Origin of the sequence: Nannocystis sp., from assembly GCF_016714285.1 — a bacterium.
Taxonomy (GTDB): Bacteria; Myxococcota_A; Polyangia; order Nannocystales; family Nannocystaceae; genus Nannocystis.
The window spans coordinates 1-13517 of the sequence record NZ_JADJNN010000042.1 but is presented as its reverse complement, the minus strand read 5'-3'; the positions used below and the strand labels follow the sequence as shown (position 1 = coordinate 13517).

Sequence of the window (13517 nt, the reverse complement as noted above, 5' to 3'; positions counted from 1 at the left end):
CCTGTCCCTTCGGCCAGCCTGTCCCTTCCGCCAGTCTGTCCCTTCCGCCAGCCTGTCCCTTCGGCCAGCCTGTCCCTTCCGCCAGCCTCAGCCCTCGACCCGCCGCGCCAGCTCGACGATCGCCGCCCGGATCGCCATGCGATCGCCGTGCAGCCGCGCCAGCGTGTTGCGCCGCGTCACGAACAGCAGCAGCCCCCGCGCCGCCGCCCCGACCGTGGCGAAGCGCTCGCGAAACAACAACGCCGCCGCCGCGCTGATCGGCGCCAGCAGCCCCGCCAGCACCCCCCACGCCCCTCCCCACAGCACCCCGGCCACCACCCCGATCGTGATCCACGCCAGCGGGTACAGCAGCATCGCCGCCAGCAGCTTGATCGTCGCCGGCATGTCCATCTCATCGCGGGCGATCCGCCCTGCGATCGCATCGATCACGAGGTAGATCGGCAGGTGCAGCGCCGTCCCGAGCAGCGCCAGCGGCAGCAGCAACAGCAGGCTCCCCGCGCTGCGCAGCGCGTAGCGGACGCTCCCCATCACCGTGAAGTCCGCCGGCCCGTAGTGCTCCGGCGACATCCCGAGCGCCGCCAGATCCTGCTCGTAGCGCTCCACCCGGGCCCGCACGGCCGCCACCGCCACCGGGTCCGCCTCTCTTAGCCGCGAGTACCCGGCCGCGACCCGCCGGCGCAGCTCGAAGCCCTCCGCCAGCGACCACGGCGCCTCGCTGGTCGCCGCGAAGATCCGGCTGACCCGCTCGACCAGCGCCAGCGCCTCCGCCTGGTCCGCCTGCAGCAGCACCTCGCCGAGCGCCCGCTCGATCCGCCCCGTCAACGCCTGCACCGCCGCCGCCGCCGGCTCCGCCCCGGGCTCGCCCACCGCTGCTTCAACGCCAAACGGCTCGCCGTAGACCACCAGCGCGTCGCTGCGAAACTTCGCCTTGTTGACGTAGTACAGCCCCGTCGGCACGATCTTCAGGTCCGCGAGCCCGGTCCCCAGGGCGATGCGGGCCGCCCCCGTCTTCAGCGGCTTCAGGTGCGGCTCGCTGTGCGAGGTCCCCTCCGGGAAGATCGCCACCGTCTGGCCCCGCTGCAGCAGCTCGCGCGCCAGCTTGAAGGTGTCGCGGTTGTCGACCGCCCCGCCCGCGTCCTGCTTGCGGTGGATCGGGATCGAGTCGAAGGCCCGCACGATCCACCCCAGCACCGGCGTGTGAAACAGCGGCGCCTTGGCCAGGAACGACACCGGACGCGGCGCCAGGCACAGCAGGAAGGCCGGGTCGATCAGCGCGTTCGGGTGGTTCAGCACGAAGATCACCGGCCCCGTCGCCGGCACCCGCTCCGCCCCCACCACCTCGATGCGGCGAAAGAACACCCGCAGCGCCGCCCCGAAGCTGTTACGGACCGCCGTGCGCAGCATCGGCCGCAGTATACTCGCCGGCATGCGGCCGACGGCGGACGATCTCCGCGCCCACTGGACCCTCGACCCCGCGGTCGTCTTCCTCAACCACGGCTCCTTCGGCGCCTGCCCGCGGGTCATCCTCGCCGAGCAGGACCGCCTGCGCGCCGTCATCGAGCGCGAGCCGGTCCACTTCTACATCCACGCCCTGGGGCCCCTCCTCGACCACGCCCGTGAGCAGGTCGCCGGCTTCCTCGGCGCCCGCCCGGAGGACCTCGCCTTCGTCCGCAACGCCACCGCTGGCGTCGCCGCCGTGCTCGGCTCGCTGCGCCTCGAACCCGGCGACGAGCTGCTCACCACCGACCACGTCTACGGCGCCTGCCACAACGCCCTGCGCCACCTCTGCGAGCGCAGCGGCGCCCGCCTCGTCGTCGTCCACGTGCCCTTCCCGATCGCCGGCCCCGACGAGGTCGTCGCCCCGCTGCTCGCCGGCGTCAGCCCGCGCACGCGCCTCGCCCTCGTCGACCACATCACCAGCCCGACCGGCCTCATCTTCCCGGTCGCCGAGATCGTCGCGGCCCTGCGTGAGCGCGGCGTCGACACCCTGGTCGACGGCGCCCACGGCCCCGGCATGGTCCCGCTCGAGCTCGACGCCCTCGGCGCCGCCTACTACACCGGCAACTTCCACAAGTGGGTCTGCGCCCCCAAGGGCGCCGCCATCTTGCACGTCCGCCGCGATCGCCAATCGGGCCTCCACCCGACCATCATCAGCCACGGCTACAACCTCACCGCCCGCGGCCGCCCGGCCCTGTGGGAGGAGTTCGACTGGACCGGCACCGACGACCCGACCCCCTGGCTGTGCGTCGCCCCGGCGATCCGCTGGCTCGGCGAGCTGTTCCCTGGCGGCTGGCCCGAGCTCCGCGCCCGCAACCACGCCCAGCTGCTCCGCGGGCGCGACCGCCTCGCCGCCGTCCTCGGCGTCGCCGCCCCGGCCCCCGACGCCATGCTCGGCAACCTCGCCGCCCTGCCCCTCCCCGACGGCCCCGGCGGTCTGGCCTCCCCGTTCCACGCCGACCCGCTCCAGCTCGCCCTCTACGAGCGCCACCACATCGAGGTCCCCATTCCCGTTTGGCCCGTTTGGCCCGTGTGGCCCGCCCCGCCCCGCCGCCTGATCCGCATCTCCGCCCAGGCCTACAACCGCGACGAAGACTACGACGCCCTCGCCCAGGCCCTCGCCCACGAGCTGCACATCACGGCGAGCTGACGATCCGCGGCCGCAGCCACAGCCCACGACTCGACGCCGCGTCGACCTTGGAGGTCACGACCATCGCCACGTCGAAGGGCGTCCCGTCGTTGACCACCTCGAGGGGGATGTCGATCTTCGCAAACTCCCCCATGCCCAGCGAGATGTTCTCCTTGAACGCCTGGACCACGTTCTCCACCTCGACCCGGATCCCACCGACGATGTCGCAGCTCCCCGGCCCCGGGCAGATCAGCACAGTGACCAGCCGCGGCGAATTCACCCCGTTGAGCACCAGCTTCGAATAGAAGCCGGTCACCGAATTTCCCACCCCCGGGAACGGCACCTCCGCCAGCACGTGCGGCTCCAGCACACCATCGAACATGAACCCCGGGAACAGCTTCCCCGCCCACGGCGCCTGCGGCATCGGTGCCTCGTTGCACATCAGCTGGAGCGGCAGCTGCCCCTCCGAGTTCCAGCTCGTGCTCGGCTCCGGACACAGCTCCCACAGGTCGTACTCGAGCACCTCCTTCTCTCCCCCGCCGGTGGTCTCACCGCTCGACGACCCGTCCGCCCCGGTGCTCATCGCATCACCGGTGCTCGTCCCCTCGCCCGTGCTCGTCCCCTGACTCGTGCTCGTGCCCGCACTCGTGCTCGTCGTCATCACCACGCCGCCCGTCGTGTCCGATGCGCCGGTCTCACCCGACGAAGCGGCCCCGGTGCCCTCGGCCCCCGTACTCGGCCCGGCGCTCACCGAGGTCGCCAACGAGGTGGAGTCGGCCCCCTCCGTGGCGAGCACAAACAGAGGATTGGGTCGACTGCAGCCGACCAGCATCACACCCATCGCCGCCCAACCCCCGCGCACGCCCTCCAGGCTATCGTCCCACGCCCCGCTTTGCAGCGGCCGTTAGTGCGCACCATCTTGCGATAATGCCTGCACAGGGGGGCCCTCGCGCGCCCCGCGGCGAGGTATCGCCGACCAGCCCGCAGCCCTTCGGCGGGCGAAGCATCGGCGAACGAGTGTCCGCATCATGACGACTTCTGTCGGTGTCGCCGCCGCCCCGCGCTGTCGCCCGCTGCCCCCGCGCTGTAATTTACTTCGCTGCCGGTTTGCGATGGCGTATGTTGCGAACTGCGATGCCTCGCGTCGCGATGGATGGAGGTGCGTTGATGCGGACCAAAAAAGCTGCTGCGTGGGGATGCTTGTCACTGGTGCTCTCGTTCGCCGTCGCGGGCTGCGATGCGCCGCCCGATCCCGGCCCCGCCGCGGCCCAGGACCGTGAGGGTGAGCCGGTCCCCGGCGGCCCCTGCCTGAGCAGCAAGGAGTGTGTCGTCGAGGAGTACTGCCTCACGCCCGAGGGCGAGTGCGGGCGCGAGGGCCTGTGCACCCCGGTCCCCGCCGAGTGCGACCGCACCCGCGCGCCGGTGTGCAGCTGCGACGGCGGCAACTTCAACAACAGCTGCAACGCCGCCCAGGCCAAGCAGAGCGTCGACTTCGCCGGCAACTGTCCGCCTCCAAGCTGCACGAGCAACGCCCAGTGCGGCGCCACCGAGTACTGTGCCACCGCCACCGGCGCCTGCGGCAGCACCGGCGCCTGTCAGGCCCGCCCGGTCTCCTGCTCCGGCCTGTGGAAGCCCGTGTGCGGGTGCAACGGCAAGACCTACGCGAACGCCTGCAAGGCCGCCCAGGTCGGCGTCCCGGTGAAGTTCACCGGCACCTGCTGAGCCGAGGCCCGCCGGCCCTCCTGCGCGATGCATCGGCACGCCACCCCGCGTGCCGTCGCCATTGCTGGCGCCCGCCGGCCCTCCTGCGCGATTCATCGGCACGCCACCCCGCGTGCCGTCGCCATTGCTGGCGCCCGCCGCGATCGCCTGCGACCACCCGGTCGCACGCCTCGCCGCACCGCCGCCCCTCCTCTACAATCGCCGCGCCATGCCGCTGCGAGTCTGCGCCGTCTCCTTCCTCAATTCCTGGCCGCTCGTGCACCCGCTGACCGGCGAGCACCTCCCCGGCGCCCCCCGCTTCCTCGACCCCGACGGCCTGCCCCTCTTCGAGGTCCGCACCGCCCTGCCCTCCGAGTGCGCCCGCCAGCTCGAGCAGGGTGAGTGCGACGTGGCCCTCGTCCCGGTCGGCGCCTACGCGGCCCACCCCGAGTGGGAGGTCGTCCCCGAGGTCGGGATCGGCTGCCGCGGCCCCGTCCTCTCCGTCGTGCTCGTCGCCGAGGTCCCGCTCGTCGACATCGCCCGCGTTCACCTCGACGCCGCCTCCCGCAGCTCCGCCGTGCTGGTCCAGCTCCTGCTCGCAGCCCGCGGCGTCCACCCCCAGTATCTCCCGGCCCCGCACCGCGAGGGCCTCGCCCGCGTCCGCGGCCGCGACGCCGCCCTCATCATCGGCGACGCCGCCCTCGGCCTCTCCGGTCCACACGTCCACGACCTCGGCAACCTCTGGCAGGCGACCACCGGCCTCCCCTTCGTGTTCGCGTTCTGGGCCGCCCGCCCCGGCCTGCTCACCCCGGCCCACGTCGCCGCCCTGCAGCAGGCCCGCGCCTACGGCCTCAAGCACGCCGAGGACCTCGCCCACGCCTACCGCCAGACGCGCCTCGCAGCCCTCTCGCAGGGGGGCGACCCGACCATCCTCTCGAGAACGCCTACGCCAACTACCTCCGGCGATCGATCCGCTACAGCCTCAGCACCAAGGAGCGCGAGGGCCTGGTCGAGTTCCTCACCCGCGCCCGCGAGGCCGGCCTGGTCCAGATCCCCGGCCTCGCCGACGACGACACCATCCACGTCCGCTTCGCCGGCGGCGGCGAATCGGAGGCCCTCCGCGTCGCCCGTCAGCCGCGTCCGGCCATGCAGGTCGACGAGCTCCTCGCGCGTGCCGCAAACGGCGGCCGCCTCGATCTCGCCGAGGGGATCTTCCTCTACGAGAACGCCGACCTCAACGCGCTCGGCGCCGCCGCCGACCACCGCCGCCAGATGCTGCATCCCGACGGCGTCGTCACCTACATCATCGACCGCAACGTCAACTACACAAACATCTGCGTAACTCGCTGCAAGTTCTGCAATTTTTACACCCCGCCCGGCGCCGCCGACGGCTACGTCCTCAGCCGCGAGACCCTGGCCGAGAAGTTCCGCGAGACCGAGTCCCTCGGCGGCGTCCAGATCCTCCTGCAAGGCGGCCTCAACCCCGCCCTCGACCTCGCCTACTACGAGGACCTGTTCCGCTGGACCAAGCAGAACTTCAAGCTCGCCCTCCACGCCCTCTCCCCCACCGAGATCATCCACATCGCCGAGCTCGCCGACCTCCCGATCCGCGAGGTCCTGATCCGCCTGCGCGCCGCCGGCATGGACTCCCTCCCCGGCGGCGGCGCAGAGATCCTCGACGACGAGATCCGCACCCGCATCTCACCGTTCAAGAACACCGCCGACGAGTGGCTGAGCGTCATGCGCGAGGCCCACGACCTCGGCATGAAGACCACCGCCACCATGGTGTTCGGCTTCCAGGAGAGCTCCGAACAACTGCTCCTCCACATGGACCGCCTCCGCCGCCTGCAAGACGACACCCACGGCTTCACCGCCTTCATCACCTGGCCGTTCCAGGCCGAAGGCACGCGGCTCAAACTCCGCGACGACACGAGCCCCCTGCGTTACCTGCGAATCCAGGCACTTGCCCGGCTATACCTCGACAACATCCCGAACCTGCAAGTGTCGTGGCCCACGCTCGGCCCGGAGATCGGCGAGGTCGCCCTCCGCTTCGGCGCCAACGACTTCGGCTCGATCATGATCGAGGAGAACGTGGTCTCCACCGCCGGCGCCCACTTCATGATGACCAGCGCCCAGGTCGAGACCCACATCCGCCTGGCCGGCTTCGCACCGGCCCGCCGCAACATGCGCTACGACCGATTGCCGATCGCGGCCGACTTGCCGCGGGGGCCCGCATAGACCCGCATGGCCCCACCGCAGGGGCCCGCATCGGCCCACTGCATCGGCCCCTGCACGGGCCGCCACCGCCCCATTTGCCCGCGTTGGTCCGCCGCATTGGCCCCGCCACCGCCGTGATGACCCGCACGCCCCAAGCCGCTATCCCAGTCTCCGCAAACCGGCGAGAACATAGTATTTGCACGCCTCAAAGCGGGGTACCGATGCGGTCTTTGCTGCGGCAAAGCGGCCTCCCAACGTCCCGCTGAAGCACTCAGGACACCGGTCTCCATGGCAGCACACCGCATCACCAAGGGCCTCGACCTGCCCCTCGCCGGCGACCCGCAGCAGACCATCGCCCCCGCGGCCACGGCCAAGCGCGTCGCCCTCCTCGGCGCCGACTACATCGGCATGAAGCCCAAGATGGAGGCCAAGGTCGGCGACAAGGTCAAGCGCGGCCAGCTCCTGTTCGAGGACCGCAAGGCCCCCGGCGTCCGCTTCACCGCCCCCGTCGCCGGCACCGTCACCGCCATCCACCGCGGCGAGAAGCGGGCCTTCCAGTCCCTCGTCATCGAGCCCGACGGCTCCGACGACCAGGTCCAGCTTCGCCAGCTACTCCACCACCGCCGGCACCGCCCCGGAGCAGCTCAGCGCCGACAGCGTCAAGGCCCTCCTGCTCGAGTCGGGCCTGTGGACCGCCCTGCGCATGCGCCCCTTCTCCCGCGTGCCCGCGCCGGACGGCAGCCCCCGCGCCCTCTTCGTCACGGCCGTCGACACCAACCCCCACGCCGCCGACGTCGCCGTCGTGCTCAAGGGCAAGGAGGCCGACTTCAAGCGCGGCCTCGCGGTGCTCAGCAAGCTCGCCCCCAAGACCTTCCTCTGCAAGTCGAGCAAGCTGCAGATCGAGGCTCCGAGTGGCATCCAGGTCGAGGACTTCGACGGCGTGCACCCGGCCGGCAACGTCGGCACCCACATCCACATGCTCTCGCCCGTCGACCGCGAGCGCGTCGCCTGGCACATCGGCTACCAGGACGTCATCGCCGTCGGCATCCTCTTCGCCACCGGCCAGCTCGACTCCCGCCGCGTCGTCAGCCTCGCCGGCCCCGTCGTGGAACGCCCCCGCCTGCTCGCCACCCAGCTCGGCGCCAGCCTCGACGAGCTCACCGCGGGCGAGCTCAAGCCCGGCGAGAACCGCGTCGTCTCCGGCTCGGTGCTCTCGGGCCGCCACGCCAGCGGCGAGGCCCTCGGCTTCCTCGGCCGCTACCACATCCAGGTCTCCGCCCTGCTCGAGGGTCGGCACCGCGAGTTGCTCGGCTGGCTGGCCCCCGGCACCGGAAAATTCTCCATCATTCCGGTCTACTTCGGCTTCCTCGGCAAGCTCTTCGGCAAGAAGTTCGCGATGACCACGACCACCAACGGCTCGCCCCGGGCCATGGTCCCGATCGGCATGTACGAGCGAATCATGCCGCTCGACATCCACCCGACCTTCCTCCTGCGCTCCCTCCTGGTCGGCGACACCGACCGCGCCATCCAGCTCGGCGCGCTCGAGCTCGACGAGGAGGACCTCGCGCTCTGCACCTTCGTCGACCCCGGCAAGGCCGACTTCGGGGTCGTCCTCCGCAAGAACCTCAGCGAGATCGAGAAAGAGGGCTGACACCCATGCAGTTCCTGCGCAACCTGCTCGACAAGGCCGAAAAGCCGTTCCACAAGGGCGGCAAGCTCGAGAAGCTCTACCCGCTCTACGAGGCCACCGACACCTTCCTGTACACGCCGAAGGACGTCACGAAGGCGTCGTCGCACGTCCGCGACGCCATCGACCTCAAGCGGATGATGATCACCGTCGTCGTCGCGCTGCTGCCCTGCGTGTTGTTCGCCATGTACAACACCGGCTTCCAGGCCAACAACGCCATCGCCCACGGCGCCAGCGCCCTGGCCAACTGGCAGACCTGGCTGTACACCGCGCTCGGCTTCGCCTTCGACCCGACCAGCATCCTCGCGTGCATGATCCACGGCGCGATCTACTTCCTGCCGGTCTACCTGGTCACGATGCTCATCGGCGGCCACGCCGAGGTCATCTTCGCGGTCATCCGCAAGCACGAGATCAACGAGGGCTTCCTCGTCACCGGCCTGCTGTTCCCGCTGACCCTCCCGCCCACGATCCCGCTGTGGCAGGTCGCCCTCGGCATCAGCTTCGGCGTCGTCATCGGCAAGGAGGTCTTCGGCGGCACCGGCATGAACGTGCTGAACCCCGCCCTCGTCTCGCGCGCCTTCCTGTTCTTCGCCTATCCCGGCCAGATCTCGGGCGACGGCCTGGATCGCCGCCAACCTCGCCACCCCGGCCGCCCTCGCCGACGGCCTGTCCGGCGCCACCGCCCTGGCCCAGGCCGCCGCCAACACCCCGGCCATGATGGCGCACACCGATTGGTGGAACGCCTTCATCGGCCTCGAGGCGGGCTCGATGGGCGAGACCTCCGCCCTCGCCTGCCTCATCGGCGCCGCCATCCTGATCATCACGGGTGTGGGCTCGTGGCGGACGATGTTCGGCGTCGCCCTCGGCACCTTCGCCACCGCCTCGCTGCTCAACTGGATCGGCTCACCGACCAACTCCCTGTTCGGCCTCCCGCCGATGTGGCACTTCGTGCTCGGCGGCTGGGCCTTCGGCGCCGTGTTCATGGCCACCGACCCCGTGTCCTCGGCCTTCACCGCGTGGGGCAAGGTCCTCTACGGCTTCGGCATCGGCTTCATGGTGGTCCTGGTCCGGGTCATCAACCCGGCCTACCCCGAGGGCATGATGCTGGCGATCCTGTTCATGAACATGTTCGCCCCGCTCATCGACTACTTCATCGTCAGGCCAACATCAAGCGGAGGATGGCTCTCTATGGCACGCGATAGTACTGGCTACACGATCGGCTTCGCCGTCGCCGTCTGCGTCATCTGCGGCATCGGCGTCGCCGGGGCCGCCGTCGCCCTCGGGCCGCGCCAGGCCGAGAACAAGGTCCTCGACCAGCAGAAGCAGGTCCTCCTGGTCGCCGGCCTGATGAAGCCCGGTCAACAGGCCACCCCCGAGGAGGTCACGGCCCTGTTCACCAAGAACATCCGCCGCGAGGTCATCACCCTCAAGACCGGCGCCGAGGACAAGGCCATCAAGGCCGAGACCTTCGACCAGCGCCGCGCCCAAAAAGACCCGGCCACCAGCACCACCGCCCCCGAGAACGCCGCCAAGGTGTTCCGCCTGCCCAACAACGCGCTCGTCTACCACGTCCTCAAGGACGGCAAGACCGACACCCTGATCCTCCCGATCGAGGGCTACGGCCTGTGGTCCGTCCTCTACGGCTACCTCGCCGTCGACAAGGACGCCAACACGATCAAGGGCATCACCTTCTACGCCCACGCGGAGACCCCCGGCCTCGGCGGCGAGGTCGACAACCCCAAGTGGAAGGCCCCATGGCCCGGCGCAAGATCTATGACGACAAGGGCCAGCCCGCCCTCAGCGTCATCAAGGGCCGCGCCGGCGACCCCAAGACCGACCCCCACCACGTCGACGGCCTGTCCGGCGCCACCATCACCAGCAACGGCGTCAGCAACCTGATGAAGTTCTGGTTCGGCAAGGACGGCTTCGGCCCCTTCATGGCCAAGTTCAAGGCGTCCCAGGGAGGAGCTAGACCCATGGACAAGCAGACCAAGGGCGTCCTCTTCGACCCCCTCTTCAACAACAACCCCATCGCCCTGCAGGGTGCTCGGCATCTGCTCCGCCCTGGCCGTGACCACCAAGCTCGGACGGCGCTGGTCATGTCGATCGGCCTCACGGTCGTGACCGCCTTCTCCAACCTGGCGATCAGCCTGATCCGCAACTACATCCCCAGCAGCATCCGCATCATCGTCCAGCTGGCGGTGATCGCCTCGCTGATCGTCACCGACCAGATCCTCAAGGCCTTCGTCTTCGAGATCAGCAAGCAGCTGTCGGTCTTCGTCGGCCTCATCATCACCAACTGCATCGTCATGGGCCGCGCCGAGGCCTACGCCATGGCCAACAAGCCCGGCATCTCCTTCCTCGACGGCATCGGCAACGGCCTCGGCTACAGCATGGTGCTGATGGGCATCGGCTTTATCCGCGAGCTGTTCGGCTCCGGCAAGCTGTTCGGCATCGAGATCTTCAGCACCGTCAACGACGGCGGCTGGTACTACACCAACGGCATGATGCTCATGCCGCCCTCGGCCTCTTCTTCTGATCGGCATCGCAGATCTGGATCCTGCGCACCGCCAAGCCGGCCCAGATGGAGAAGGAGTAACCATATGTTCGAGCATCTCCTCAACATCGCGGTCAAGTCGATCTTCGTCGAGAACATGGCCCTGGCCTTCTTCCTGGGCATGTGCTCCTTCCTCGCCGTGTCGAAGAAGGTCGAGACCGCCATCGGCCTCGGCGCCGCCGTCATCTTCGTGCTCGCCGTCTGCGTCCCGCTCAACCAGGCGATCCTCGCCTCGCTGCTCCGCGAGGGCGCCCTGGCCTGGATCTCGCCCGATCTCGCCAGCGTCGACCTCAGCTTCCTCTCCTTCCTGGTCCAGATCGGCACCATCGCCGCCGTGGTCCAGGTCGTCGAGATGGCCGTCGACCGCTTCGCCCCCAAGCTCTACGCCGCCCTCGGCGTGTTCCTCCCGCTCATCGCGGTCAACTGCGCCATCCTGGGCGCCTCGCTGTTCATGGAGCAGCGCGAGTACAACTTCGGCGAGGCCGCCGTCTACGGCGTCGGCTCCGGCATCGGCTGGGCCATGGCCATCATCGCCCTGGCCGCCATCCGCGAGAAGATGCGCTACAGCAACGTCCCCCACGCCCTGCGTGGCCTCGGCATCGCCTTCATCCTCGCTGGCCTGATGGCCATCGGCTTCCTCGCCTTCTCCGGCATCCAGCTCTAGCTCCCAGATCTAGGAGGACCACCGCGATGTCCACCATCATCATCCTCGGCGTGGCCATGTTCAGCGTCTGCAAGGTCGTCGTCAAGAGCGGCGGCGGCACCATCAACCCCACCGAAGGCTCGGCTGCTCTCCGAGCGCGAGGCCCCGCGAGGGCTGCCGCCTGTCCTGCCGGGTCAGGTCAAGCGGGACGCGCGGATCGAGGTCACGCGGAGATCTTCGGCGTGCGCAAGTGGAAGTGCCACGTCAGGTCCAACGACGGCGTCGCCACCTTCATCAAGGGTTCGTCTGGCCCTCCCCGAGGGCGAGGGTCGTCCCCTTCCGCGCCGGCGGCTACATCCAGATCGAGTGCCCGCCGCACGTGGCCAAGTACTCGAGACGCGATCATCGAGGACCAGTACCGCGACGAGTGGGACAAGTACAACCTCTGGCGCTACGTCTCCACGGTCACCGAGACCGTCACCCGCGCCTACTCGATGGCGAACTACCCGGAGGAGTACGGCATCATCATGCTGAACGTCCGCATCGCCACGCCGCCCCGACAGGTCCCCGTTCCCCCCGGCATCATGTCCTCGTTCATCTTCGGCCGCAAGCCCGGCGATGAGGTCACCATCTCCGGCCCCTTCGGCGATTTCTTCGCCCGCGACACCAAGAGCGAGATGGTGTACATCGGCGGCGGCGCCGGCATGGCCCCGATGCGCGCACACCTCTCGCACCTGTTTGAGACGCTGAAGACGCCGCGCAAGGTCAGCTTCTGGTACGGCGCCCGCTCCATCCGCGGGCCTTCGTCGAGGACTTCGACGCCATCAGCGCAGGAGTTCCCAACTTCCGCTGGCACCTCGCCCTCTCGAGCCGCTAAGCCCGAGGACAACTGGACCGGCTACAAGGGCTTCATCCACCAGGTCCTGATTCGAGCTACCTCAAGAACCACCCGCCCCCGAAGACTGCGAGTTCTACATCTGCGGCCCGCGAATGATGAACGTCGCCGTCACCAAGATGCTCCATCGACCTCGGCGTCGAGCCCGAGAACATCATGATGGACGACTTCGGTGGCTGATCGCGGTTGGTCGTCGTCCTGGCGTGATCGATGTCTGACCCATTGCGGGACAAGTACGGGAGCAGGGCAGGTCCTGCTCCGCTCTTGCCTCGTCGGCTTCGTCGCCCTCAGCGCCTGTCGCATGTGGCCGCGCCCACCCGGCCTCGACCACTGCCGACCACCAACCACCCGTCATCACCTTCTCCGGCCCGACCATGGGCACGACCTACAAGGTCACCGTGGTCGCCCCGCTCAAGCGTCCGAGCAGCGCCAGATCGAGGCCACGATCGCCGAGGAGCTCGCCGGGTCGACCGCCAGATGTCGACCTGGCGCGGACTCGAGATTTCGCGCTTCAACGCCCGCCGACCCCCCCTTCCCCGCCTCGCGCCCGGCTTCTCGCCGTCGTCAGGCCGCCAACCAGATCAGCGCCGCCAGCACGGCGCCCTCGACGTCACCGTCGCCCCCCTGATCGCCGCCTGGGGAGGGCTTCGGCCTGGGGCCTCAAACCAACGCCCGAGCCCGCAGGCCCAGCTCGACGCCCTCAAGCCCGCGTCGCTGGCAACACCTCACCGTCGACCTCGCCACCGGCACGCTCCGCAAGGACCCCGCCACCCTCCACCTCGAGCTCTCCGCGGTCGCCCCCGGACACGCCGCCGACCGCATCACCGCCCGCCTCCGGAGCTCTGGCTTCACCGCACCCTGGTCGACGTCGGCGGCGGATCGCCATGGCCAGCGGTCGCGCCGGCCACGGCGGCTCCTGGCGCCTCGGCGTCGAGCGCCCGACAGCAGCGGCGGCGGCTCGTCCAGCGCATGCTCGCCGTCGAGGACCAGGCCCTCGCCACCTCGGGCGACTACCACAACTTCTACGGGGTCGACGGCGTCCACCGCTCACCCACCATCGACCCGCGAACCGGGCGCCCGTCGCCCACCACCTCGCCTCGGTCAGCGTCCTCCAGCCGAGCCATGCTCGCGGACGGCTGGGCCACCGCCCTCAACGTCCTCGGCCCCGACGCCGGCCTCGAGCTCGCCACG

At 69.8% G+C, this 13517-nt stretch carries 9 protein-coding genes and 4 pseudogenes; 11 read left to right on the top strand and 2 right to left on the bottom strand.

Going from position 1 to position 13517, the window contains the following annotated elements; translation table 11 throughout:
- Positions 1-87: 87 nt before the first annotated feature.
- Entirely contained in the window at positions 88-1404 is a 1317-nt protein-coding gene (locus tag IPJ59_RS36410; RefSeq protein ID WP_293275781.1) for a lysophospholipid acyltransferase family protein, read from the bottom strand.
- Between the two features lie 22 nt (positions 1405-1426).
- Here IPJ59_RS36410 and IPJ59_RS36405 point away from each other — a divergent pair, with 22 nt between their 5' ends.
- Positions 1427-2647 (top strand): aminotransferase class V-fold PLP-dependent enzyme, encoded by a 1221-nt coding sequence (locus tag IPJ59_RS36405; protein WP_293251471.1) that lies wholly within the window; start codon positions 1427-1429, stop codon positions 2645-2647.
- Here the strand turns inward: IPJ59_RS36405 and IPJ59_RS36400 are convergent.
- Complete coding sequence (locus IPJ59_RS36400; protein WP_293275780.1) at positions 2634-3422, bottom strand: hypothetical protein; 789 nt, start codon at positions 3420-3422, stop codon at positions 2634-2636. The genes IPJ59_RS36405 and IPJ59_RS36400 overlap by 14 nt on opposite strands.
- Positions 3423-3835: 413 nt before the next feature.
- On the opposite strand from IPJ59_RS36400, the gene IPJ59_RS36395 reads away from it, so the two are divergent.
- The 10 genes and pseudogenes from IPJ59_RS36395 to IPJ59_RS36355 form a co-directional block, all read left to right on the top strand.
- Positions 3836-4348, top strand: coding sequence for a Kazal-type serine protease inhibitor domain-containing protein (locus IPJ59_RS36395; RefSeq protein ID WP_293275779.1), 513 nt, complete (start codon positions 3836-3838; stop codon positions 4346-4348).
- Between the two features lie 208 nt (positions 4349-4556).
- Positions 4557-5207: pseudogene (locus IPJ59_RS36390) on the top strand (menaquinone biosynthetic enzyme MqnA/MqnD family protein); the annotation flags it as partial.
- Between the two features lie 266 nt (positions 5208-5473).
- Positions 5474-6565, top strand: a complete 1092-nt coding sequence (mqnC, locus tag IPJ59_RS36385; RefSeq protein WP_293275778.1) for a cyclic dehypoxanthinyl futalosine synthase — start codon at positions 5474-5476, stop codon at positions 6563-6565.
- A gap of 267 nt (positions 6566-6832) precedes the next feature.
- Positions 6833-8195, top strand: a pseudogene (locus tag IPJ59_RS36380) (Na(+)-translocating NADH-quinone reductase subunit A).
- Positions 8196-8200: 5 nt separating this feature from the next.
- Positions 8201-9433 (top strand): annotated as a pseudogene (locus IPJ59_RS38620) (NADH:ubiquinone reductase (Na(+)-transporting) subunit B).
- A complete protein-coding gene (gene nqrC, locus IPJ59_RS38615) occupies positions 9420-10130 on the top strand; it encodes an NADH:ubiquinone reductase (Na(+)-transporting) subunit C (RefSeq protein WP_366524767.1) in 711 nt (236 codons plus the stop codon). Before IPJ59_RS38620 ends, nqrC begins: the two are co-directional and overlap by 14 nt.
- A pseudogene (locus IPJ59_RS38610) lies at positions 10037-10699 on the top strand (Rnf-Nqr domain containing protein); the annotation flags it as partial. The gene nqrC and the pseudogene IPJ59_RS38610, both read left to right, overlap by 94 nt.
- Positions 10700-10834: 135 nt before the next feature.
- A complete protein-coding gene (nqrE, locus tag IPJ59_RS38605; protein ID WP_366524772.1) occupies positions 10835-11452 on the top strand; it encodes an NADH:ubiquinone reductase (Na(+)-transporting) subunit E in 618 nt (205 codons plus the stop codon).
- A gap of 26 nt (positions 11453-11478) precedes the next feature.
- Positions 11479-12486, top strand: a complete 1008-nt coding sequence (locus IPJ59_RS36360) for an FAD-binding oxidoreductase (RefSeq protein ID WP_293275775.1) — start codon at positions 11479-11481, stop codon at positions 12484-12486.
- Between the two features lie 809 nt (positions 12487-13295).
- Positions 13296-13517 (top strand): FAD:protein FMN transferase (locus IPJ59_RS36355; protein WP_293275774.1); only part of this gene is annotated, 222 nt, incomplete at its 3' end.